This window comes from Streptomyces sp. NBC_00390, assembly GCF_036057275.1.
In the GTDB taxonomy this organism is placed as follows: domain Bacteria; phylum Actinomycetota; class Actinomycetes; order Streptomycetales; family Streptomycetaceae; genus Streptomyces.
Map to the genome: position 1 here is coordinate 1,665,754 of NZ_CP107945.1, position 21,998 is coordinate 1,687,751.

At 71.3% G+C, this 21,998-nt stretch carries 21 protein-coding genes and 1 pseudogene; 12 read left to right on the forward strand and 10 right to left on the reverse strand.

Going from position 1 to position 21,998, the window contains the following annotated elements:
- Positions 1–21: 21 nt before the first annotated feature.
- A complete protein-coding gene (locus tag OHS70_RS07220) occupies positions 22–1,053 on the reverse strand; it encodes a PHP domain-containing protein (protein ID WP_328394838.1) in 1,032 nt (343 codons plus the stop codon).
- A 331-nt stretch (positions 1,054–1,384) separates the two neighbouring features.
- Here OHS70_RS07220 and OHS70_RS07225 point away from each other — a divergent pair, with 331 nt between their 5' ends.
- Positions 1,385–1,831 carry a subtilase-type protease inhibitor gene (locus OHS70_RS07225; RefSeq protein ID WP_328394840.1) on the forward strand — a complete coding sequence of 149 codons (447 nt, stop codon included), beginning with the start codon at positions 1,385–1,387 and terminating at the stop codon, positions 1,829–1,831.
- An 80-nt stretch (positions 1,832–1,911) separates the two neighbouring features.
- On the opposite strand, the gene OHS70_RS07230 is transcribed toward OHS70_RS07225, so the two are convergent.
- From OHS70_RS07230 to OHS70_RS07260, 7 genes and pseudogenes are all read right to left on the reverse strand, one after another.
- A complete protein-coding gene (locus tag OHS70_RS07230) occupies positions 1,912–2,703 on the reverse strand; it encodes a hypothetical protein (protein WP_328394842.1) in 792 nt (263 codons plus the stop codon).
- On the reverse strand, positions 2,703–3,971 hold the full coding sequence (locus tag OHS70_RS07235; protein WP_328394844.1) for a VWA domain-containing protein: 1,269 nt from the start codon (positions 3,969–3,971) through the stop codon (positions 2,703–2,705). The genes OHS70_RS07230 and OHS70_RS07235 overlap by 1 nt, the downstream gene beginning before the upstream one ends.
- 99 nt (positions 3,972–4,070) lie before the next feature.
- The gene (locus tag OHS70_RS07240) at positions 4,071–5,300 is read right to left on the reverse strand and encodes a cation:proton antiporter (RefSeq protein WP_328394846.1); all 1,230 of its coding nucleotides are present in this window, start codon (positions 5,298–5,300) and stop codon (positions 4,071–4,073) included.
- A gap of 6 nt (positions 5,301–5,306) precedes the next feature.
- Complete coding sequence (locus tag OHS70_RS07245; RefSeq protein ID WP_328394848.1) at positions 5,307–5,792, reverse strand: cation:proton antiporter regulatory subunit; 486 nt, start codon at positions 5,790–5,792, stop codon at positions 5,307–5,309.
- A gap of 483 nt (positions 5,793–6,275) precedes the next feature.
- Entirely contained in the window at positions 6,276–7,163 is an 888-nt protein-coding gene (locus OHS70_RS07250; RefSeq protein WP_328394850.1) for an ABC transporter substrate-binding protein, read from the reverse strand.
- A 127-nt stretch (positions 7,164–7,290) separates the two neighbouring features.
- Positions 7,291–8,409 (reverse strand): sensor histidine kinase, encoded by a 1,119-nt coding sequence (locus OHS70_RS07255; RefSeq protein ID WP_328394852.1) that lies wholly within the window; start codon positions 8,407–8,409, stop codon positions 7,291–7,293.
- 476 nt (positions 8,410–8,885) lie between these two features.
- Positions 8,886–9,569 (reverse strand): annotated as a pseudogene (locus tag OHS70_RS07260) (response regulator transcription factor); the annotation flags it as partial.
- Between the two features lie 111 nt (positions 9,570–9,680).
- On the opposite strand from OHS70_RS07260, the gene OHS70_RS07265 reads away from it, so the two are divergent.
- On the forward strand, positions 9,681–10,091 hold the full coding sequence (locus OHS70_RS07265) for a VOC family protein (RefSeq protein ID WP_328394854.1): 411 nt from the start codon (positions 9,681–9,683) through the stop codon (positions 10,089–10,091).
- Here the strand turns inward: OHS70_RS07265 and OHS70_RS07270 are convergent.
- Both OHS70_RS07270 and OHS70_RS07275 read right to left on the reverse strand, forming a co-directional pair.
- On the reverse strand, positions 10,013–10,792 hold the full coding sequence (locus OHS70_RS07270; RefSeq protein ID WP_328394856.1) for a helix-turn-helix domain-containing protein: 780 nt from the start codon (positions 10,790–10,792) through the stop codon (positions 10,013–10,015). The genes OHS70_RS07265 and OHS70_RS07270 overlap by 79 nt on opposite strands.
- 36 nt (positions 10,793–10,828) lie before the next feature.
- Positions 10,829–11,998 carry a YihY/virulence factor BrkB family protein gene (locus OHS70_RS07275; protein ID WP_328394858.1) on the reverse strand — a complete coding sequence of 390 codons (1,170 nt, stop codon included), beginning with the start codon at positions 11,996–11,998 and terminating at the stop codon, positions 10,829–10,831.
- A gap of 17 nt (positions 11,999–12,015) precedes the next feature.
- Between OHS70_RS07275 and OHS70_RS07280 the strand changes: the two genes are divergently transcribed.
- The 10 genes from OHS70_RS07280 (at position 12,016) to OHS70_RS07325 (ending at position 21,852) form a co-directional block, all read left to right on the forward strand.
- Positions 12,016–13,650: an acyl-CoA dehydrogenase family protein gene (locus OHS70_RS07280; protein ID WP_328394860.1), complete on the forward strand. Its 1,635-nt coding sequence runs from the start codon at positions 12,016–12,018 to the stop codon at positions 13,648–13,650.
- Between the two features lie 266 nt (positions 13,651–13,916).
- On the forward strand, positions 13,917–15,203 hold the full coding sequence (locus OHS70_RS07285) for a GAF domain-containing protein (protein WP_328394862.1): 1,287 nt from the start codon (positions 13,917–13,919) through the stop codon (positions 15,201–15,203).
- A 230-nt stretch (positions 15,204–15,433) separates the two neighbouring features.
- Positions 15,434–16,000 (forward strand): GNAT family N-acetyltransferase, encoded by a 567-nt coding sequence (locus OHS70_RS07290; protein ID WP_328394864.1) that lies wholly within the window; start codon positions 15,434–15,436, stop codon positions 15,998–16,000.
- Between the two features lie 138 nt (positions 16,001–16,138).
- Entirely contained in the window at positions 16,139–16,222 is an 84-nt protein-coding gene (locus tag OHS70_RS07295) for a putative leader peptide (protein ID WP_313904670.1), read from the forward strand.
- 116 nt (positions 16,223–16,338) lie between these two features.
- Positions 16,339–18,036, forward strand: coding sequence for a nitrite/sulfite reductase (locus OHS70_RS07300; protein ID WP_328394866.1), 1,698 nt, complete (start codon positions 16,339–16,341; stop codon positions 18,034–18,036).
- 76 nt (positions 18,037–18,112) lie between these two features.
- Positions 18,113–18,292: a hypothetical protein gene (locus OHS70_RS07305; RefSeq protein WP_328394868.1), complete on the forward strand. Its 180-nt coding sequence runs from the start codon at positions 18,113–18,115 to the stop codon at positions 18,290–18,292.
- Positions 18,289–18,996 carry a phosphoadenylyl-sulfate reductase gene (locus tag OHS70_RS07310; protein ID WP_328394870.1) on the forward strand — a complete coding sequence of 236 codons (708 nt, stop codon included), beginning with the start codon at positions 18,289–18,291 and terminating at the stop codon, positions 18,994–18,996. Before OHS70_RS07305 ends, OHS70_RS07310 begins: the two co-directional genes overlap by 4 nt.
- Complete coding sequence (cysC, locus tag OHS70_RS07315; RefSeq protein ID WP_328394872.1) at positions 18,996–19,562, forward strand: adenylyl-sulfate kinase; 567 nt, start codon at positions 18,996–18,998, stop codon at positions 19,560–19,562. The genes OHS70_RS07310 and cysC overlap by 1 nt, the downstream gene beginning before the upstream one ends.
- Entirely contained in the window at positions 19,559–20,497 is a 939-nt protein-coding gene (cysD, locus tag OHS70_RS07320; RefSeq protein ID WP_328394874.1) for a sulfate adenylyltransferase subunit CysD, read from the forward strand. Before cysC ends, cysD begins: the two co-directional genes overlap by 4 nt.
- A gap of 2 nt (positions 20,498–20,499) precedes the next feature.
- A complete protein-coding gene (locus tag OHS70_RS07325) occupies positions 20,500–21,852 on the forward strand; it encodes a sulfate adenylyltransferase subunit 1 (RefSeq protein ID WP_328394876.1) in 1,353 nt (450 codons plus the stop codon).
- The last annotated feature ends 146 nt before the right edge of the window (positions 21,853–21,998 follow it).

A 21,998-nucleotide genomic window follows, 5' to 3' on the forward strand; every position in this document is an offset into this window, starting at 1 on the left:
GAAGACCGCGGCGAATCGGCGTCAATGTGCGGACGGCGCGCGGCGCGTACGGGCCCAGGCGATGACGTCGTCCGCGCTCCATGTGTTCACGACGTGCTCGGCCGGCACGCCGCACTCCTCCGCCCGCGCGCAGCCGATGATCTGCCAGTCGAGCTGGCCGGGGGCGTGGGCGTCCGTGTCGACGGTGAAGAGCACCCCGGCGTCGACGGCGAGGCGGATCAGCCGGCGCGGCGGGTCGCGGCGTTCGGGGCGGCTGTTGATCTCCACGGCCGTGCCGTGCTCCGCGCACGCGGCGAACACCTTCTCCGCGTCGAACTGCGACTCGGGCCGCTGCTTCCCGGGGCCGATCAGCCGTCCCGTGCAGTGACCGAGCACGTCCGTGAGCGGGTTCCGCACCGCGCGCAGCATACGGCGGGTCATCGGGGCTGAGTCCATCCGGAGTTTGGAGTGCACCGAGGCGACCACCACGTCGAGGCGGTCGAGGAGCTCCGGGTCCTGGTCGAGGGTGCCGTCGGGCAGGATGTCGCATTCGATGCCGGTGAGCAGCCGGAAGGGCGCCCATTCACGGTTGAGCCGCTCGATGATGTCCAATTGGGCGAGCAGCCGTTCGGCCGTCAGTCCGCGGGCGACCTTGAGCGTGGGCGAATGGTCGGTCAGCACGGCCCACTCGTGGCCGAGAGCCGCGGCCGTGCGGCCCATCGTCTCGATGGGGCTGCCGCCGTCCGACCAGTCCGAGTGCAGATGACAGTCGCCGCGCAGCGCGGCACGCAGTCGTTCGCCGCCCTCCGCGAGGGGGGTGGCCGCCTCGTCCTCCAGCCGCTGCAGATAGGCGGGGGTGCGGCCGGTGAGCGCCTCTTGCACGACCGCCGCGGTCTTGGGCCCGATGCCCTTGACCTTGTCGAGTGTTCCGGCGCCGGCGCGCTGCTCGATCTCGCCGGGGTCGAGCTCGGACAGTGCCGCGGCGGCGGTGCGGAAGGCGCGTACGCGATAGGTCTCGGCGAGCGAGCGTTCCAGGAGAAAGGCGACACGGTCCAGCGCTTCGACCGGTTCCATCGACACCTCCACGCGTCGCGGCCCCCGTGTGCTCAGTCAACCCTGAGGGCGTGAGCTCGTCCAACGAAGGCTTGAACTCATCGACCCCTTTCAATCAATGGCTAAGAGATGCACCTCTCTAATATTTGCTTGATCAACAACCCTGAACGTCTTTCTTTGGCCGATTCACCACAACACTCCACCGCAGGTCGGAGACTCACGAGCGTTCACAGCCCGCCTATCACCAGTGACTACACGTGACCGAAATCTGGTGCACGTCCAAGCGTTCTTCGTCGTCGTGGGCAAGACTCGCGTCCGATTTCCGAAACCACGACCCAGGGGAGTGTTCGAAATGCGGTACATAGCCAGAGGTCTCGCGCTTGCTGCGGCCACCACGCTGGCGCTCGTCGCAGCGCCGGCAGTGGGCACGGCAGGCGCGGCACAGTCCGGCGCACAGGACACGCGGAGCCTGTTTCCGCCGTCCGCCCTCGTGCTGACCGTCACGGCGGGCGACGACGCGGAGAACGGGACCGTGCTGCGCGCGGTGACCCTCGGCTGTACGCCCACGGCGTCCGGCACCCACCCCGCCGCAGCCGCCGCCTGTGCCGAACTGCGCGCCAACGAGGCGAAGTTCGACGCCATCACCTCACGCGGCACGACGGGTGCCTGCACCAAGCAGTACGACCCGGTGACCGTCACCGCGGACGGCGTCTGGCAGGGCAAGCGCGTCAGCTATACGCACACCTTCGGCAACCCCTGCACCAAGAAGCACGGCAGCGGCACGGTCTTCGGCTTCTGAGCCGCCCCGTACACCCGGCCGGACACCGGGGAACGAGCGGCCACGGCGCGTGCCGTGGCCGCTCGGCCCTGTCCGGGCCGTCAGGCCGCCGGCGGCACCCGCGACGGACGGCCGGATCCCCGGGTGAGCACGTACCCGGCGATCCCGGCGAGCGCTCCGAGCAGGCCGCCTGCGGCGGTCCAGAGCCAGCGGTCGGACCACCAGCCGGAAGCCCATTCGGTGTCCGCCACGTCGTCGCCCGGCTGCGTGCCGGTGGACACTCCTGCGACCAGCGGCTCGGCGAGCGAGCCGTCCACGGCGTGGGCGCCGCCCACGCCCTTCGACACCGCCCGGACCTCGGCCGTCACCGGCAGACCGAGGTCCGTCACGGGCGCGTCGGAGACCGTCAGGCGTACGTAGTAGCTGCCCGGCAGCGGATCGTTGGCCCACGTCTCGGCGAGAGCGCGCACCGGCCGCATCGTGCACGACAGCTCGACCGTTGCGGCGTCCTGCGCCGCCACCCTGGTCTGCATGCCGTACATGCAGGCCTGGCGGCGGCGCAGCCCGTCGTACACATCGAGCTGCCAAGTGGATCCGCCGTGCCGGGCGGCCGCATCGGGGAGTGTGACCTTGGCCCGGACCGTGGGCCGCTGCCCGGCGTCGGCGGGGAACACCCAGTACAGGTAGTCACCGCTCGACGCATCGGCCGTCGCCGTCTGCCCCTGCTCGAAGGCCGCGGCTGTACGGAAGGAAGTGCCCGCCACCGTCGGACCCGCCCCGCTGCCGCTCTCCGTGGGGCTCGGCGAGGGAGTGTCCGCCAGGGCCGCGCGCGCGGGGCCCAGCAGCGCGGCGGCGCACAGCGCGACCGTCGTCAGTACACGTGCGACACGCATCAGTTGGTCCTCCAGACGGCGAAGCGCCAGCGCGAGATCCAGCCCCACAGCAGTCCGGCCAGCAGTCCGGTGAGGGTCAGGGCACCCAGGAACCACCAGCCCCGGCCGAGCCCGAAGAAGGCCACGTCGGAGGGCGTGTCGGGGCCGTCGACCACGTCGACGGCCAACTCGAGGGGCAGTCCGGGCTCGGTCTTGACTCCCGGTGCCGCCGAGAAGGCGTTGGCGACCTGCAGACACACGGTCTCCGCCGTGGACTCCTCGTCCGCGTCGTCGGCCGGGGCCTTCGGGTAGCGCAGACCGGTCGAGATCACATCGGTCCGGCCGGTTCCGGCCTCCGAACCGCGTACGATCTCGCGCCCGCGCACGGTGACGGCACGCAGCAGGATGCCGTAGTCGTTGTTCACCGCCCGGTCGGCGGCGACGCTCACCGAGGCGCGCAGTTCCTGTCCGGGCAGTACATCCACGCGGTACCAGCGGTGCTCGCCGAACTTCTCGCGGTCGCTGTAGAGACCGGGCTTCAGCTGCGGGGCGTCGGCGCAGCGCTTCGCGCCCTCGGTCGCCACGGGGGTGACGACCGGGTCGGCGGCGCGGTCCACCAACTGGCTCACGCGGTCGGAGAGTTCGTCGGTGTGCTGCACGGAGGTGTAGGTGCCGCCGGTCGCTTCGGCGATGCAGCGCAGCTGGTCGCGGGTCTTGGCGTCGGGAACCAGGCCCAGGGTGTCGATGGTGAGGTGGATGCCCTTGGCCGCGATCTCCCGCGCCACCTCGCACGGATCGAGCGGCGCGCAGGTGTCCTCGCCGTCGGTGATGAGCACGATCCGCCGGGTCGCGTCTCCGCCCTCGAGGTCGTCGGCCGCGCCCAGCAGGGCCGGTCCGATCGGCGTCCAGCCGGTGGGCGCGAGCGTCGCGACGGCAGTCTTGGCCTCTGTGCGGTCGAGCGGTCCGACCGGGTAGAGCTGCCGGGTGTCCTTGCAGCCGCGCTTGCGGTCGTCGCCCGCGTAGTCGGCCCCGAGCGTGCGGATACCGAGCCGCACCTCTTCCGGCACCGCGTCCAGGACCTCGTTGAACGCCTGCTTCGCGGCGGCCATCCGGCTCTTGCCGTCGATGTCCCGGGCCCGCATCGAGCCGCTGACGTCAAGTACGAGCTCGACCTTGGGAGTTTCCTCGGCCGCCGGTTCGTCGGCGGCGGCCGCTGCCGGGAACAGCCCGGCGGCCAGGGCCGCGAGCAGGACCATCGCCCTGGCCGCCGGCCTTCTTCTTATGATCATTCGCGGATCGTAGTAAGGAACGGCCCCTGAACCAAAAGCAGATGCGTGAACACTGCGGGACGTTGCGGAGGTGTCCGTTCAGCCGACGGACCTGTGCGTTCAGTGGTGCGTCGGGGCGGCTTCGGCCGGCTCGGGTACCGGGGCCTGCTCCGGTACGGAGGCGGCGGATGCGCGGGTCCGGGTGCGGGTGAGCCGGCGCGCCAAAGGCTCGGTCCAGCGGGCGGTGAGCGGTCCGACAATCACCAGGATCAGTACGTAGGCGGTGGCCAGCGGGCCGATCCGGGGCTCGACACCGACGGCGAGACCGGCGATGACGATCGAGAACTCGCCGCGTGCGACCAGGGTTCCGCCGGCCCGCCATCGGCCCGCAGCCTTGATCCCTGCCCGGCGGGCCGCGTACCAGCCGGTGGCGACCTTCGTCAGGGTGGTGGCGACGGCGAGCAGCAGAGCGGGAACGATGACGGGAGGAATCTCGGCCGGGTCGGTGGACAGGCCGAAGAAGACGAAGAAGACGGCGGCGAACAGATCGCGCAGCGGGACGAGAAGGTTGTGCGCACCTTCGGCGACCTCTCCGGAGAGGGCGATTCCGACGAGGAACGCGCCGACGGCGGCGGAGACCTGGAGTTCCTGGGCGATACCGGCCACGAAGAGGGTCAGCCCGAGGACGACCAGCAGCAGCATCTCCGGGTTGTCGGAGGAGACGGCACGGCTGATGAACCGGCCGTGCCGCAGGGCCACATAGAGCACGGCGCCGACCGTTCCGAGTGAGATCAGCAGCGTGAGGCCCGCGCCGCCCAGGCTCAGCCCGGCGAGCATCGCGGTGAGCAGCGGGAGGTACACGGCCATGGCGAGGTCTTCGATGACCAGGACACCGAGGACTACAGGTGTTTCACGGTTGCCGAGCCGGCCGAGGTCACCGAGCACCTTGGCGATGACGCCGGACGAGGAGATCCAGGTGACACCCGCCAGCGCGACGGCGGCGACCGGCCCCCAGCCGAGGATCAGCGCGGCCGCGGCGCCGGGCAGCGCGTTGAGGACGAAGTCGACGATGCCGGAGGGGTACTGGGTCTTCAGATTGCTGACCAGTTCGGAGGCGCTGTATTCGAGGCCGAGGAGCAGAAGCAGCAGGATGACACCGATCTCGGCGCCGGTCGCGACGAACTCCTCACTGGCGTTGAGCGGCAGCAGTCCGCCATGGCCGAAGGCGAGCCCCGCCAGCAGGTACAGGGGTATGGGCGAGAAGCCGATACGCCCGGCGAGCCGGCCGAGGAGCCCCAGGGCGAGGATGATCGCGCCGAGTTCGATGAGCAGCGCGGTGGTGTCGTGCACGGGCTTCTATCCTCCGGTGATCAGTTCGGCGACGGCGTCGACGCCTTCGCGGGTGCCGACGACGACGAGCGTGTCGCCCAGGGCGAAGCGGAAGTCCGGGGCGGGCGAGGGGAATGCGGCGGTACGGCGCAGTACGGCGACGATGGACGCACCGGTGCGGGTGCGCGCCCGGGTGGAGCCGAGTGTCCGGCCGGCGTACGGAGAGCGTGTGGTGACGGCTATGTGCTCGGTCACCAGGTCGATCTCGATGTGCTGGTGGAGATGGCCGATCGGGTCGGGGGTGAGCAGTTCGCCCAGCGCGGTCGCCTCGTGCGGGGCGAGCGGCGCGGCGACCTTGCAGCTGTCGTCGTCCTCGGGGTCGTGGAAGGCGAGGATGCGCCGCCCGTCCTGGTGGACGACGACCGAAAGATGCGCCCCCGCCTCGGTGTTGAGGTCGTAGCGGGTGCCGACTCCGGGCAGGGCGGTCTTGCTGACGTGCGCCGTGGGCTCCATGGGGCATGCTCCATACAGACGGTGGTGGGCGGTGTGCGGGCACGGGTCCCAGCCGGCAGCGCCCGGCTGTCGCTCTCGGCAGCCGCTCCGGACGGAACGATGGTGCAGTACGTGACACACACCGGCACCGACCGGAGGACGGTCGGTCTCAGCCGGTCCGGTCCGTATCGGGAACACCGTTGCGCGCACGGGTGTCGATACGCGCGGACCTGACGTGCGCGGAGGGGCGGCCGAGGCACGGGGTGAGGCCGAAGCGCACCATCACATGCCTTCCGTCGGACCGGCGCCATGAGCGCCGGCAGCCCTACCACGGTCACAGGAGCCTTGGGTCCACCCCAAGGGCGGGCAATGACTCGGTAAAAATCTTACCGTAGAGCAAATGACGGAAAGTCATTCTGAATCGGCTCTTACCATCTGAAAACGGACGGCAGATGAGAAGAAATGGCGCCCGCGAATCTCGCGGGCGCCGGGCCGGACCGATGGTCAGGAAGGTGAAGCCGCCACCGCTCGCAGGGCCCCTGCGACGGTGTCGAAGAACGCGGCGTGGGCAGCGGGGCCGGGAGCAAGCTCGGGGTTCCACGGAACGATGCGGGCCCGCGCGGCGAGGGCCCGCCGCAGCTCGACGGCCGCCGGACCGTCCAGCGACAGCGCGTTGACCCGGACGTCGGTCAGCACGATCTCCGCTTCCAGCCGGGCGGCCGACGCCCGGTCGACGGTGGACCAGTTGACACCCGGCCCCGCCTCGGGCGCCACCAGGGCCACCCCGCACTCGGCCAGTGCGCGCAGATCCGGCCAGGTGTGGGGCCGCGCCAGGTGGACGCTGTCGGGCGCGGCGGGTGACAGCGCGAGGACCCGCGCTCCCCCGGCCTCGGCCGCCGCGGAGCGCAACCGCTGCCGGGCCCCCGCCAGTTCCGCCGCCGCGGCCGGATCGTCCTGCGCGCCGAGGGAACGGGCCAGTGCGGCGAACCGCTCACGGACGTCGTCGAGCGAACGCCCCTGTCCCACGTCGAGCACCACGACAGGGACCCGTTCCTCGATGTGCTTGGCCGTGTCCGGATCCAGACCGTAGACCTGGTCGGAGCCGTAGGTCACCGCCACGAGCAGGTCGGGGCGGGCCCGGAGCACCGCCTCCGCGTCGACGGCCGCGCCCGATCCGAGGTACGCGATCTCGTCGCGGGGCAGCGCCCCGGCTTTCGCCGGATCGACTGTGTCGCCGTCGTGATGGGATCCGAACACCCCGACGGGGCGTATCCCGTGGTCGAACAGTGCCGCGCCTGCCTGCACATAGGCGACCAGCCTCACCGGGCGGTTGCCGACAGTCGCCATCCGCCCCCGGTCGTCCAGGAATTGCCACTCCGTCACTCGCGCCATGCCGCCCGCACCCCAGTTCCTCGACTCGTCAGCCGGTCACCGTCCCCGGTTCACTGCCCCACGGTTTCCCCCGTCACGCGCAGGGATCTTCATGGATTCAACTTCCCTGCCGGACAAGGCAATCCGGTCACACAGGGGTCGCCGCCGCCGGCAGCGTGACCTCGAAACGGCAGCCGCCGGTGACATTGCGGACATCGGCGTGGCCGGCATGGGCCTCGACGATGCCGCGGACGATCGCCAGGCCGAGACCGGCACCGGCCGGGGGCGTACGGGCCGGTGAACCGCGCCAGCCGGTGTCGAAGACGCGGGGCAGATCCTCCTCGGGGATCCCTCCGCAGCCGTCGGTGACGGACAGCACCACACAGTCCTCGTGACGCTCGGCGGCGACGGCGACCGTGCCGTCGGCCGGCGTCCGGCGGATCGCGTTGACGAGCAGGTTCGCCAGCACCCGGGTCATCTCCTTGCCGTCCACCTCGACCGGGACCGGCTCGACGCGGCCGCCGACGAGATGCACGCCGTGTTCGCGCGCGAGCGGGTCCGCCCCTGCCAGCGCTTCGCCGACCAGGTCGTACACGGACATCCGGGTGGGGGTGAGCGCCAGGGCACCCGCGTGGATGCGGGACAGCTCGAAGAGGTCGCCGACCATCGAGTTCAGACGCTCGACCTCGGTACGGATCTGGCGGAAGTAGCGCTCGGGGTCCTGGACGACCCCGTCCTCCAGCGCCTCCGACATCGCGCGCAACCCCGCGAGCGGGGTCCGCAGATCGTGCGAGATCCAGGCGACGAGCTCACGCCGTGAGGTCTCCAGGGCGCGTTCGCGCTCCCGGGAGGCCGCGAGCCGGTCGCTGGTCACGGCGAGCTCACGGCTGAGCTCCTCGAGCTCCGCAGTCGACGCGCCCACGGGTGCGGAGAAGGACCCGCCCTCGCCGAACGAGCGTGCCGCCAGGGTGAGTTCGCGACTGCGCGCGACGACCCAGCGCCCGAGCAGCAGCGCGGTGGCGAGCGAGACGACGGCGGCCATCGCGACGACGGTGGTGACCACGGTGAGGTCGTGCGGCGACAGGAACATCGCCCGGGCGACCGCGAGGGTCCCCGCGAGCATGGCGGTGACGGTGACGGCGGCGACAACGGTCAGCGAGACGGTGACGGACCGGTGCCGCAGCAGCCGCAGCACGACGGCCCCGAGCAGCCCGGCACCGACGGCCCCGAGGAACGCGAACAGGGCGATGAGGAGGGTGTCCCGCATGATGATCAGCCCTCTCCCCGCGCGCCGCGCCCTTCGGGATCCGGTCCGCCCGGCCCGGCAGGGACGGCGCCCCCCGACGCCGTGGACCCAGTGGACCCATACGGGGCGGCCCCGCCCGAAGGCCCTGACGGCGCATCACCGTGCGACGCATGCCCGGCTGAGGACGCCGCCGGATCACCGCCGGTCACACCTGCGGGCCGCGCTCCGCCGGACCGCGTACCGGACCCGGGCCGCGGGGCGGCTCGGGTGCCGGCTCCGGGACGTACCCGACCGGACGGCATGCCCCTGGCATCTCGTCCGCCCCCCACGGTGCCGGGGTGCTGGTCCCCCGGCGGCGCATGGCCCTGCGGCGGCTCGTCGCCCGGCACGACGCCGGACCGCGCCTGGCCGGACCCGGGCCGCGTCCCGGCCGCCGGTGGTGCGGGTTCCGGCCGTGCCCCGGCCGGTGTCTTCGCCGGTTCCTCGTCGTCCGGGACGTCGAACCGGTAGCCGACCCCCCACACCGTCTGGATCAGCCTCGGACGGGCCGGGTCGTCCTCGATCTTGCCGCGCAGGCGGCGCACATGGACCGTGACCGTCGACAGGTCACCGAACTCCCAGCCCCACACCTCCTGCATCAGCCTCTCCCTGCCGATCGCCTCCCCCGGGTGCCGTATCAGATGCGCCAGCAGGTCGAACTCCCGCAGTGTCAGGGCAAGTTCGCGGCCGTCCTTGACCGCGCGCCGGGCCGCCGGGTCCAGCACGATGCCCGCCGCGGACAGCTCGGGCCCCGGCCGCCGCTCCCCCGTGCCGCCGGCGCCCCTGCGCAGCACGGACTCCACCCGCAGCACCAGCTCGCGGGGGCTGAACGGCTTGGTCACATAGTCGTCCGCCCCTATTTCGAGCCCGAGGATCCGGTCGTCCTCGTCGCCGCGCGCCGTCAGCATGATCACCGGTACGCGGCCGAGCTCGCCGGTCCGGAGCCTGCGGCAGACCTCCAGGCCGTCCATGCCCGGCAGCATCAGGTCGAGCACGACCAGGTCGGGCCGTCGTCCGGCAGCGAGCCTGAGCGCCTGCGGCCCGTCCGCCGCCCGGTCCACGGTGAAACCCGCGCGCTCCAGATATCCGGTGACCACTTCGGCAACTGTCGGGTCGTCGTCGACAACCAGGATGTTGTGCATACCGCAAGTCTCCTCGTCCCACCCGGCCCTCACCGCCGCACCGGGCCTTACGAATCCATGACGTCCGATTCGTTCAAGACCGGCCGCGACGGCCCTGCCTACGGTGAGGTCATGACTCCTCGACCCGACGCCATCGGCCTCGTCGTCGCCGACACGGCCGCCTCGCTCGCCTTCTACCGCCGGCTGGGACTGGACATCCCCGCCGACGCCGACACCGCTCCCCATGTCCAGCACACGCTCCCCGGCGGCCTGCGGTTGCTGTGGGACACGGAGGAGACCGTCCGTTCGTTCGACCCCGAGTGGACCAGGCCCACGGGCGGCGACCGGATCGGGCTCTGTTTCGCCTGCGACGGTCCCGCCGAGGTGGACTCCGTCTACGCGGGGCTGACCGAGGCCGGGTACCGGGGCCACCTCAAGCCCTGGGACGCGTTCTGGGGGCAGCGCTACGCGGTCGTGCTCGACCCCGACGGCAACGGCGTCTCGCTGTTCGCCGACGCCCCGACGGCGCCAGACGCCTCGTAGTCGCCGAGCGTCATCCCGGCCAGCGCTCGCATCTCCCGGGCGAGATGCGCCTGGTCCGCGCAGCCTGCGCGGAGTGCGGCCGCCGCGTACGGAACGCCCCGGCGCACCAGGGCCAGGGCCCGCTGCAGCCGCAGGATGCGGGCCAACGTCTTGGGGCCGTACCCGAAGGCGTCGAGCGAACGCCGGTGCAGCTGCCGGGCGCCGAGCCCGGCGGCGTCCGCCGCCCCGGCGACCGTGCCGCCGGCGTCGAGGTGCCGTACGACCGCTGCCAGACGGGGGTCCGCCGGCCCGGCGGCGTCCGCCTGCCACAAGGCCACGGCCTCGAGCTCGGCAAGCTGGTCGCCGGCGCCCGCGATCCGCTCGGCGAGCCGGCGAGCCTCGGCGTCGCCCCACAGATCGGCGAGCTCGACCCGCTGGTCGCGCAGCTCGTGCGCCGGTACGCCCAGATACCCGGGCGCGGCTCCGGGTGCGAAACGCACCCCTGCCCAGGCGGTCCCGGGCGGACTGCCGGGCCGGTGCGCGCGAGTGTCGGGCCCCGCGACCAGGAGCCGGCCTCCGGACCACAGCAGGTCCATGCAGCCGTCGGGCAGCACGGGCTGTTCGAAGGCGGGAGGTACGCGGGACCCGGTGCCGGAGGGCGCGCCGGTGGTCCGCGACCATACGACGGCCCCGTCCAGCAGGGACGGCCGTTCCTCGTACATACCGGTGAGGCTACTCCCGGGGGCTGCTCCGGTGGCCTACTCCCGGTTGTTGTGGTGGGGGTCCTTCTCGCGGCCGTTGTCCCGGCCCGTGTGCAGGCGCGACTTCACATCGTCCGGGGGCAGGAACTTCGACCACCGCTCGGGGAACTCGGACGGCATGTCCCCGCCACCCTCGTCCCCGTCGTCATCGTCATCGTCGTCCTCGAAGGCGTGCGCAGTCCTGGCCTGGGCCAGCAGCGCCGCCGCGTTCTCGGCCCGCAACCGCTCGTTGGCCGCGCGGGCCGCGGCGGTGGCCACGGACGGCCAGACCCGGTCGATCGCCGCGTTGACCGCGGCGCCGACGAGGACCGCGAAAGCGGAGATCCCTATCCACAGCAGGAAAGCGATGGGCGCGGCGAGCGAGCCGTAGATCGTCGGTCCCTCGACGGTGCTGGTGAGGTAGATCCGCAGCAGGAAGCTGCCCAGGAACCACATCCCGAGGGCCACCAGCGCGCCGGGGATGTCCTCCACCCAGGGTGACCGCACGGGCACGGACACGTGATAGAGCGTGGTGAGGAAGGCGATGGACAACAGAATCACCACCGGCCAGTACAGGACGGCTACCACTTCCGCGCCCCAGGGCATGAACTCCACGACCCGGTCGGGGCCGACCACCGCGAGCGGCAGCACGACCGCGCCGATCAGCAGGGCGATGATGTAGAGCAGGAAGGCCAGCAGCCTGGTGGCGACGATGCCGCGCTGTCCGTCCAGGCCGTACATGACGGTGATGGTGTCGATGAAGACATTGACCGCGCGGGAGCCGGACCACAGGGCGATGGCGAAACCGATGGAGATGATGTCGGGGCGGCCGCCGTGCGTGACGTCCTCGAGCAGGGGCTTGGCGATGTCGTTGACGCCCCGCTCGGACAGGACCGTACCGACCGCGCTGAGGATGTTCTCCTCGATGGAGGCGACGGTGGTGGTGTCGGTCCAGTTGTCGATGTAGCCGAGCAGGCCGAGCAGGCCGAGCATCAGCGGCGGCACGGACAGCAGAGTGAAGAACGCCGCCTCGGCGGCGAGGCCCAGGATGCGGTACTCGATGCACGAATTGACGGTGTCCTTGAGCAGCAGCCATGCCATCTTCCGCTTCGAGACGTTGCGGTAGAGGACCCGGGCCCGGTGGAGCCGGCCCGTCGGCCGGTCGGGTGTTTCGTTTGCTGCCTGCACCTCCTTACCGTATCGGCATGGCAGGCACCACCCACACAGTGACCAATCAGCCCCCGCCCCTGGTGGGGTACGACGTCTTCACGGCCGACCGGGCGCTGCTGGAGGCGGTCGAGCGGCATGTGGCACCCGGACTGCTCCAGGAGGTACGGGAGGAGCTCTCGGGCCTCGGCCGGTCCGCCGGCTCCGCTCAGGCGCAGGCCTGGGGGGTGCAGGCCAATGACCATCCCCCGAAACTGCGCACCCATGACCGCTATGGAAACCGTGTCGACGAGGTGGAATTCCATCCCGCCTGGCACCGGCTGCTGGGCAAGGCGGTCACCTCGGGTCTGGTGAACGCCTGGGGCAGGCCCGGCGGGCATGTCCGGCGCACCGCCGGATTCCTGGTGTGGTCGCAGACGGAGGCCGGGCACGGCTGCCCTGTGTCGATGACCCACGCCGCGGTGCCGGCGCTGCGCACCGATCCGGCCCTGGCGGCCGAGTGGGAGCCCCGGCTGACCTCGCATGTGTACGACCCCGCACTGCGGCCCCCCGCACTGAAGACCGGCGTCCTGTTCGGGATGGGGATGACCGAGAAGCAGGGCGGCAGCGATGTGCGCGCCAATACGACCAGGGCCGAGCCGCTGGCCGTGGAGGGCGAATATGTCCTGACAGGCCACAAGTGGTTCTGTTCCGCCCCGATGTCCGACGGCTTCCTCGTGCTCGCCCAGGCGGCAGGAGGGCTGACCTGCTTCCTGGTGCCGCGGGTGATGCCGGACGGGGAGCGGAACGTGTTCCGCATCCAGCGACTGAAGGAGAAGCTGGGCAACCGCTCCAATGCGTCGGGCGAGGTGGAGTTCGACGGCACGTGGGCACGCCGGGTCGGTGAGGAGGGGCGCGGGGTGCGCACCATCATCGAGATGGTGGCGGCGACACGGCTGGACTGTGTCACCGGGGCGGCGGCGCTGATGCGGCAGGCGGTGGCGCAGGCGGTCCACCATGCCGCCTACCGCAGCGCGTTCGGCGGGCTGCTCATCGACAAGCCGTTGATGCGCAATGTGCTGGCCGATCTGGCGCTGGAGTCGGAGGCGGCGACGACGCTGGCGCTGCGGCTCGCGGCCGCGTACGACGCGGGCACCGAGCAGGAGCAGGCGTTCCTGCGGATCGCGGTGCCGGCGGCCAAGTACTGGGTGACCAAGCGGTGCACACCGGTGGTCACCGAGGCGCTGGAATGTCTGGGCGGCAACGGCTACGTCGAGGAGTCGGGCATGCCGCGCCTGCTGCGGGAGGCGCCGCTGAACTCGATCTGGGAGGGCTCGGGCAATGTGCAGGCACTGGACGTGCTGCGTGCGCTGCAGAGGGAGCCGGCCGCGCTGAACGCGTATCTGACCGAGGTCGGCCGGGCGCGCGGCGCCGATCACCGACTGGACAGGGCGATCAAGGCGCTGCTGACCGAACTTGCCGATCTGAACGGCATCGAGGCACGGGCACGCCGGGTGGTGGAGCGTATGGCGGTGGTGCTGCAGGGCTCGCTGCTGGTGCGCTGGGCGCCGCCCGAGGTCGCCGACGCGTTCTGTGCGTCGCGGCTGGGCGGTGACTGGGGAGCGGCGTTCGGCACACTGCCCCACCCGCTCGATCTGGTGCCGGTCGTCGAGCGGGCGCGCGCCGTCGTATGACGGACCGATCGCGCCGCTGACGACCGTGCGGGGTGGTGCTGCGCCGACACGGCACCACCCCGCACGCTGCCATGCGCACCGCAGTGCGGCGCACGGCACTCCGGCGAACCGGTGTTCCGTCACCTTCGTACACCCGCACGCCCGTTCGCGAGGGTTGCAAAGGGTTGCATCTTTGTGGGGCATATCCCAGCGCGTCGGCGGCCCGCAGGGGACGATGGGCTGGCCGCCCCCGCATCCGGCCGCTGACGTCGCCGTAGGAGGACCCGGTGCAGAACTCATCCCTCGACCTGGCCAGGCTCGCCGCCATGGACACCGTCGAGGCCACCCGGCTGCTGAAGGGCGTGCGGGACGCCGCCCTCTCGGGCCGCAGACCGGCGGTCGGCCCGCGGGCGGACATCAGCGAGTCCTGGGAGCGGATGCTGCGCAACGGCCTGGACCCCGACCGGGACCAGCGGGCCGGGGTGCTGCCGCTGGAGGAGATCGAGCGGCGCCGGCTCACCTCGCCGCTGGTGGAAGTGCTTCCGGTGCTGCGCGAGAGTCTGGTGTCCATTGCCGAGGCGGCCCAGCACATCATGGTGGTGGCGGACACCGAGGGGCGGCTGCTGTGGCGCGAGGGCAGCGCTGCGGTGCTGCGCAAGGGCGACTCGCACGGCTTCGTCCTGGGCGCGGACTGGAACGAGGGGCTGGTCGGGACGAACGGCGTCGGCACCCCGCTGGTGACCCGGCGGCCGGTCCAGGTGCACTCCGCCGAGCACTTCGTCTCCAGCCACCACACCTGGACGTGTGCGGGCGCCCCGATCACCGACCCCCGGGACGGCAGGCTGATCGGGGTCGTCGACATCAGCGGGCCGCTGTCCACGATGCATCCGGCCACGCTCACCCTGGTGACCTCGATCGCCCGGCTCGCGGAAGCCGAGCTGCGCAACCGCCACTTCGCCTCGCTGGACCGGTTACGCACGGTCGCCGCGCCGCTGCTGGCACGGCTGACCGGGCGGGCGCTGGCCGTGGACGTGAACGGCTGGCCGGCCGCGGTGATCCGGACGGCGCCCTCGGGACGGCTGTCGCTGCCGAAGGCGGTACGGGCCGGGCGGCTGTGGCTGCCCTCGCTCGGGATGTGCACGGTCGAGCCGCTGCCCGGCGGCTGGCTGGTACGGGCGGACGAGGAGAATGCCGAGCCGGTCGCGGCGGGGCGGGTGGTGCTGGATCTGAGCCGGCCCCGGCAGCCGTCCGTGACGGTCCACGGGACCTCGGGCAGCTGGGCGCACGAACTGAGTCCACGCCATGCCGAGCTGCTGTATTTCCTGGCGCGGCACCCGGACGGGCGGACGGCGGCCCAGCTGGCGCAGGACGTCTTCGAGGATCCGACGCGCACGGTGACCGTACGGGCGGAGATGTCGCGGCTCCGCCGCCATCTGGCGCAGATCCTGGCCCACCGGCCCTACCGCTTCGCCGAGGAGATCGAGGTGGAGCTGATCGGCCCGGAGCACCCGGGCGATCTGCTGCCGCACTCGACGGCTCCGGCGGTGCGAGGGGCCCGGCGGGGCCGGGTCTGAGGCACACCGGCAGCCCGGCGGGGCCGGTCCGAGGACACACCGTCGGTCGGGCGGGGGGCCTGGGCGGTGCAGCGGGCCGCCCGGCGAGCCCGGGCCCGGGCCACCGGCGGTCCGGCGGGTCCGTCCTGAGCGGTGGAGGCAGAGGCCGGAAGGACCGGTCCGGCCACCGGCGGTCCGGCGGGGCGGACCTGGACTCCGTCTTCTGAAGCGGGCGTGATTCCCTGGCTGGTATGAGCATCACTGTGACGACCTGGTCCCTGGAGCAGACCTCGCCCGCGGATCTGCGCCCGGCGGCCGAGCCCGGGGACGATGTCCGGATCGTGCGGGCCGAGGTCCCCTCGCCGGAGTTCAGCCGTTTTCTGTATACGGCCGTGGGCGGCGACATCCACTGGACCGACCGGCTCGCCATGACGTACGCCGAGTGGCAGGAGTGGCTCGGGCGGCCGGGCGTGGAGACCTGGGTGGCCTACGAGAAGGGGACCCCGGCCGGCTATGTGGAGCTTCAGGCGCAGGACGGCGGGTCGGTGGAGATCGTCTACTTCGGGCTGATCCCGGCGTTCCGCGGCCGCCGGATCGGCGGACACCTGCTGTCGTATGCGACGGCGCGCGCGTGGGACCTGGCAGAGCGGTGGCCCGAGCTGCCGCCGACCAAGCGGGTGTGGCTGCACACCTGCTCCAAGGACGGCCCGCACGCCATGGACAACTATCTGCGCCGTGGCTTCACGCTCTTCGACACGAAGGCCGAGGAGGAGCCGGAGACGGCGGCCCCTGGCCCCTGGCCGGGCGCCGGAGTCTGACAACGATCCGGCCTCGTCCCGGGCCGCCCCCGATCAAGGTGCGTGACCCGGGACACATTGTCTCGCGATACGGGACATCTCTGTCCACATGATGGACGAAGCTGGACTGGGTCCAAAGTCCCGTGACACGCTTCCGTCATGTCTGGAACTGGAATTGCCTTGGTGAGTCGGCGGCACGTCGACCTCGGCCGCATGTCCAGCGCCATCTGTCCGGCCTGCTGACAGCCCAGCACCGCCGCACTTCTTCTGATTTTCGCCCCGCCCTGCGCATCGTCGCGCCCTGCGCACGAGTGTGCAGATCAGAGCCGCCCTCCTGCAGTCTCGAAGGACATTTCGCCATGGCCGCCACCCCCGAAAAGCCCGCCTCCGCCACGCCCCGCCGCAAGGCCGGGCGCCACCGTGGCGAGGGTCAGTGGGCCGTTGGCCACATGACGCCGCTCAATGCCAACGAGCAGACCAAGAAGGACGATGACGGTCTCAATGTGCGGACACGCATTGAGACGATCTACGCCCACCGCGGTTTCGACTCCATCGACGGTGCCGACCTGCGCGGGCGGATGCGCTGGTGGGGCCTGTACACCCAGCGCAAGCCCGGGATCGACGGCGGCAAGACCGCGATCCTGGAGCCGGAGGAGCTGGACGACAAGTACTTCATGCTGCGTGTGCGCATCGACGGTGGCCGACTGACCGCCGAGCAGCTGAGGGTGATCGGCGAGATCTCCGAGGAGTTCGCCCGCGGCACCGCCGACCTCACCGACCGGCAGAACGTCCAGTACCACTGGATCCGCATCGAGGACGTCCCGGAGATCTGGCGCCGGCTCGAGGCAGTGGGCCTGTCGACGACCGAGGCATGCGGTGACACACCCCGTGTCATCCTCGGCTCGCCGGTCGCGGGCATCGCCGAGGACGAGATCATCGACGGCACCCCGGCGATCGAGGAGATCCACCGCCGGTTCATCGGCAACAAGGCCTTCTCCAACCTGCCCCGCAAGTTCAAGACCGCGATCTCCGGCTCCCCGCTGCTGGATGTGGCCCACGAGATCAACGACGTCGCGTTCGTCGGTGTGAACCACCCCGAGCACGGCCCCGGCTTCGACCTCTGGGTCGGCGGTGGCCTGTCCACCAACCCCAAGCTCGGGGTGCGGCTCGGTGCCTGGGTGCCGCTGGACGAGGTGCCGGACGCCTGGGAAGGCGTCATCTCGATCTTCCGCGACTACGGCTACCGCCGCCTGCGCACGCGCGCCCGTCTGAAGTTCCTGGTCGCCGACTGGGGGGCCGAGAAGTTCCGTCAGGTGCTGGAGGACGAGTACCTGAACCGCAAGCTGATCGACGGCCCCGCGCCCGAGCAGCCGGTGTCCCAGTGGCGCGACCACGTCGGTGTGCACCGGCAGCAGGACGGACGGTTCTACGTCGGCTTCGCGCCGCGCGTCGGCCGTGTGGACGGTGCCACCCTCACCAAGATCGCCGAGGTGGCCGAAGCGCACGGCTCGGGCCGGCTGCGCACCACCGTCGAGCAGAAGATGATCGTGCTCGATGTGACCGAGGACCAGGTCGAGTCGCTGGTCGCCGGCCTGGAGGCGCTCGATCTGCGGGTCACCCCCTCGCCGTTCCGGCGCGGCACGATGGCCTGCACCGGCATCGAGTTCTGCAAGCTGGCCATCGTCGAGACCAAGGCGCGAGGCGCGTCCCTGATCGACGAGCTCGAGCGCCGGATGCCCGAGTTCGACCAGCCGATCACCATCAACATCAACGGATGCCCCAACGCCTGCGCCCGTATCCAGGTGGCGGACATCGGTCTCAAGGGCCAGCTGGTCCTGGACGACGACGGCAACCAGGTCGAGGGCTACCAGGTGCACCTGGGCGGCGCACTGGGGCTGGAGTCCGGCTTCGGCCGCAAGGTCCGTGGCCTGAAGGTCACCTCGGACGAGCTGCCGGACTACGTCGAGCGTGTGCTGGGCCGGTTCCAGGCGGAGCGTGAGGACGGCGAGCGCTTCGCGACATGGGCCGCTCGCGCGAGCGAGGAGGCCCTGTCATGACCGACGCCGGCCATCAGGAGCTCATGACAGAGGGGCACATACCGGGGCTGCACACTGCCCGGACCGGGGAGGCGCTGTGAGCGAGCGAGCCGCGCCGTTCTACTGCCCTTACTGCGGGGACGAGGACCTGCGCCCTTCCGAGGCGGGTCACGGCGCATGGGAATGCGCCTCCTGCAACCGGGCGTTCCGCCTGTCGTTCCTCGGGCTCCTGTCCCGGGGCGTGCAGAGCAACCACGGCGGGGAGGAATCATCATGACGACCACTCAGGCGCGCACCGCGGCGGAACTGCGGGCGCTCGCCGAGGCCGCGGGCCGGGATCTCGAGGAGGCGTCACCCCTCGAGATCCTCACCTGGGCCGCCGAGACGTTCGGCCCGCGCTTCTGCGTCACCTCCTCGATGGAGGACGCGGTCGTCGCCCATCTCGCCTCGCGTGCCTTCCCCGGCGTGGACGTCGTGTTCCTGGACACCGGCTACCACTTCGAGGAGACCATCGGCACCCGCGACGCGGTGGACGCGGTGATGGACGTCAACGTCATCACCCTCACGCCCCGTCAGACCGTCGCCGAGCAGGACGCGCAGTACGGCCCGAAGCTGCACGACCGCGACCCCGACCTGTGCTGCGCGCTGCGCAAGGTCAAGCCTCTCGAAGACGGCCTGGCCGCGTACGACGCGTGGGCGACGGGCCTGCGCCGCGACGAGTCCCCGACCCGGGCGAACACCCCGGTCGTCGGCTGGGACGAGAAGCGGCAGAAGGTCAAGGTCTCGCCGATCGCCCGCTGGACGCAGGACGACGTGGACGCGTACGTCGCCGAGCACGGAGTCCTGACGAATCCCCTGCTCATGGACGGCTACGCCTCCGTCGGCTGTGCCCCGTGCACCCGCCGGGTGCTGGAGGGCGAGGACGCCCGCGCCGGCCGCTGGGCGGGCCGCGGCAAGACCGAATGCGGGCTGCACGGCTGATGACGACCGATCAGAGTTCTTTGGAGAAGCACGTGACAGGGGCCACCATCTGGCTCACCGGGCTGCCGAGCGCCGGTAAGACCACCATCGCGTACGAGCTGGCGGGCCGGCTGAGCGAGGAGGGGCACCGCGTCGAGGTCCTCGACGGCGACGAGATCCGCGAGTTCCTCTCGGCGGGTCTCGGCTTCAGTCGCGAGGACCGGCACACCAACGTCCAGCGCATCGGTTTCGTCGCCGAGCTGCTCGCCTCGAACGGTGTGAAGGTCCTGGTCCCGGTCATCGCGCCGTTCGCCGACAGCCGCGACGCCGTGCGCGGTCGCCACCAGCAGGAAGCCACCCCGTATCTCGAGGTGCACGTCGCGACTCCGGTCGAGGTGTGCTCCGTGCGCGATGTGAAGGGGCTGTACGCCAAGCAGGCGGCGGGCGAGATCAGCGGACTGACGGGTGTGGACGACCCGTACGAGGAGCCGAAGGCCCCGGACCTACGGATCGAGTCCCACACCCAGACCGTGCAGGAGTCCGCTGCGGCGCTGCACGCGCTGCTGACCGAGAGGGGCCTGGCATGACCACGAGTGTCAATGTCGTGACCGAGACCAGCGACAGCCCGTACGCGCTGACCCACCTGGACGCCCTGGAGTCCGAGGCGGTGCACATCTTCCGTGAGGTGGCGGGTGAGTTCGAGCGGCCGGTGATCCTGTTCTCGGGCGGCAAGGACTCGATCGTCATGCTGCACCTGGCGCTGAAGGCCTTCGCGCCCGCCGCGATCCCCTTCTCGCTGCTGCATGTGGACACCGGGCACAACTTCCCCGAGGTCATCGAGTACCGCGACCGCACCGTCGCCGAGCACGGCCTGCGGCTGCACGTCGCCTCCGTGCAGGAGTACATCGACGCGGGCAAGCTGCGCGAGCGCCCCGACGGCACCCGCAATCCTCTGCAGACCGTGCCGCTGACCGAGGCCATCCAGCAGCACCGCTTCGACGCGGTGTTCGGCGGCGGCCGCCGCGACGAGGAGAAGGCGCGCGCCAAGGAGCGGGTGTTCTCGCTGCGCGACGAGTTCTCGCAGTGGGACCCGCGCCGCCAGCGCCCCGAGCTGTGGCAGCTCTACAACGGCCGCCACGCGCCCGGTGAGCACGTCCGCGTCTTCCCGCTGTCCAACTGGACCGAGCTGGACGTGTGGCAGTACATCCAGCGCGAGCAGATCGAGCTTCCGGAGATCTACTTCGCGCACGAGCGCGACGTGTTCGCCCGCAGCGGCATGTGGCTGACCGCAGGCGAGTGGGGCGGCCCCAAGGACACCGAGCCGGTCGAGAAGCGGCTGATCCGCTACCGCACGGTCGGCGACATGTCCTGCACCGGCGCGGTGGACTCCGAGGCCACCACGCTGGACGCCGTGATCGCCGAGATCGCCGCCTCCCGGCTCACCGAGCGGGGCGCGACCCGTGCCGACGACAAGCTGTCCGAGGCCGCGATGGAAGACCGCAAGCGCGAAGGGTACTTCTAACCATGACCAGCACCACCGAGCAGCTCACCGCCCAGCTGTCGGCGACCACGCTGCTGCGCTTCGCCACCGCGGGCTCCGTCGACGACGGCAAGTCCACGCTCGTCGGCCGGCTGCTGCACGACTCCAAGTCGGTGCTCGCCGACCAGCTGGAGGCCGTCGAGCACGCCTCGCGCAGCCGTGGCCAGGAGGCCCCGGACCTGGCGCTGCTGACCGACGGTCTGCGGGCCGAGCGGGAGCAGGGCATCACCATCGATGTCGCCTACCGCTACTTCGCCACCCCGCGGCGCCGGTTCATCCTGGCCGACACCCCCGGGCATGTTCAGTACACGCGGAACATGGTCACCGGCGCCTCCACCGCCGAGCTCACCGTGGTCCTGGTCGACGCGCGCAACGGCGTGGTCGAGCAGACCCGCCGCCATGCCGCGATCGCCGCGCTGCTGCGCGTCCCGCACGTGGTGCTCGCGGTGAACAAGATGGACCTCGTCGACTACGCCGAGCCTGTCTTCGCCAAGATCGCCGAGGAGTTCACCGCGTACGCGAGCGAGCTCGGCGTCCCGGAGATCACCGCGATCCCGATCTCCGCGCTCGTCGGTGACAACGTAGTGGACCCTTCCGCCCACATGGACTGGTACGGCGGCCCGACGGTGCTGGAGCACCTGGAGACCGTGCCGGTCAGCCACGATCTGACGAGCTGCCACGCCCGTTTCCCGGTGCAGTACGTGATCCGCCCGCAGACCGCCGAGCACCCCGACTACCGCGGCTACGCGGGCCAGATCGCGGCCGGCACCTTCCGCGTGGGCGAGAGCGTGACGGTGCTGCCGTCCGGCCGTACGTCGAAGATCGCCGGGATCGACCTGCTCGGCACGCCGGTCGATGTGGCCTGGACCCCGCAGTCGGTCACCCTCCTGCTGGAGGACGACATCGACGTCTCCCGCGGCGACCTCGTCGTCCCGAGCGATGACGCCCCCGCGACATCGCAGGACGTCGAGGCGACGGTCTGCCATGTCGCCGACCAGCCGCTCACGGTGGGCCAGCGGGTGCTGCTCAAGCACACCACCCGCACGGTCAAGGCGATCGTGAAGGACATCCCGTCCAAGCTCACCCTGGACGATCTGTCCCAGCACCCGGCCCCCGGGCAGCTGGTCGCCAACGACATCGGCCGTGTGAAGGTCCGCACCGCGGAGCCCCTCGCGCTGGACTCGTACGCGCACTCCCGCCGTACCGGATCCTTCCTGCTGATCGACCCCGCGGACGGCACCACCCTCGCCGCCGGCATGGCGGGCGACGCGTTCGCCACCGCCAAGGCCGCACCGGCCGAACAGTCCGCAGACGACGACGCAGCCTGGGACTTCTGACGATGAGCGACATCTACTCGACCTTCGCCAAGGAGGGCGGCCGCGTCGGCAGCGGCGCCCTCGGCGCGGGCACCGGCGGAGTGGCGCGATGTGCGCGATGACGTACGCGCACTGCCTGCGCGCCCACACCCCCCGCACCCCGCACC

Excerpts from the sequence above, each read along its gene's own strand:
- OHS70_RS07220 (WP_328394838.1), bottom strand. The coding sequence starts at position 1,053 with ATGGAACCGGTCGAAGCGCTGGACCGTGTCGCCTTTCTCCTGGAACGC.
- OHS70_RS07225 (WP_328394840.1), top strand. The coding sequence starts at position 1,385 with ATGCGGTACATAGCCAGAGGTCTCGCGCTTGCTGCGGCCACCACGCTG.
- OHS70_RS07230 (WP_328394842.1), bottom strand. The coding sequence starts at position 2,703 with ATGCGTGTCGCACGTGTACTGACGACGGTCGCGCTGTGCGCCGCCGCG.
- OHS70_RS07235 (WP_328394844.1), bottom strand. The coding sequence starts at position 3,971 with ATGATCATAAGAAGAAGGCCGGCGGCCAGGGCGATGGTCCTGCTCGCG.
- OHS70_RS07245 (WP_328394848.1), bottom strand. The coding sequence starts at position 5,792 with ATGGAGCCCACGGCGCACGTCAGCAAGACCGCCCTGCCCGGAGTCGGC.
- OHS70_RS07250 (WP_328394850.1), bottom strand. The coding sequence starts at position 7,163 with ATGGCGCGAGTGACGGAGTGGCAATTCCTGGACGACCGGGGGCGGATG.
- OHS70_RS07255 (WP_328394852.1), bottom strand. The coding sequence starts at position 8,409 with ATGCGGGACACCCTCCTCATCGCCCTGTTCGCGTTCCTCGGGGCCGTC.
- OHS70_RS07265 (WP_328394854.1), top strand. The coding sequence starts at position 9,681 with ATGACTCCTCGACCCGACGCCATCGGCCTCGTCGTCGCCGACACGGCC.
- OHS70_RS07270 (WP_328394856.1), bottom strand. The coding sequence starts at position 10,792 with ATGTACGAGGAACGGCCGTCCCTGCTGGACGGGGCCGTCGTATGGTCG.
- OHS70_RS07280 (WP_328394860.1), top strand. The coding sequence starts at position 12,016 with ATGGCAGGCACCACCCACACAGTGACCAATCAGCCCCCGCCCCTGGTG.
- OHS70_RS07290 (WP_328394864.1), top strand. The coding sequence starts at position 15,434 with ATGAGCATCACTGTGACGACCTGGTCCCTGGAGCAGACCTCGCCCGCG.
- OHS70_RS07295 (WP_313904670.1), top strand. The coding sequence starts at position 16,139 with ATGTCTGGAACTGGAATTGCCTTGGTGAGTCGGCGGCACGTCGACCTC.
- OHS70_RS07300 (WP_328394866.1), top strand. The coding sequence starts at position 16,339 with ATGGCCGCCACCCCCGAAAAGCCCGCCTCCGCCACGCCCCGCCGCAAG.
- OHS70_RS07310 (WP_328394870.1), top strand. The coding sequence starts at position 18,289 with ATGACGACCACTCAGGCGCGCACCGCGGCGGAACTGCGGGCGCTCGCC.
- cysC (WP_328394872.1), top strand. The coding sequence starts at position 18,996 with ATGACGACCGATCAGAGTTCTTTGGAGAAGCACGTGACAGGGGCCACC.
- cysD (WP_328394874.1), top strand. The coding sequence starts at position 19,559 with ATGACCACGAGTGTCAATGTCGTGACCGAGACCAGCGACAGCCCGTAC.
- OHS70_RS07325 (WP_328394876.1), top strand. The coding sequence starts at position 20,500 with ATGACCAGCACCACCGAGCAGCTCACCGCCCAGCTGTCGGCGACCACG.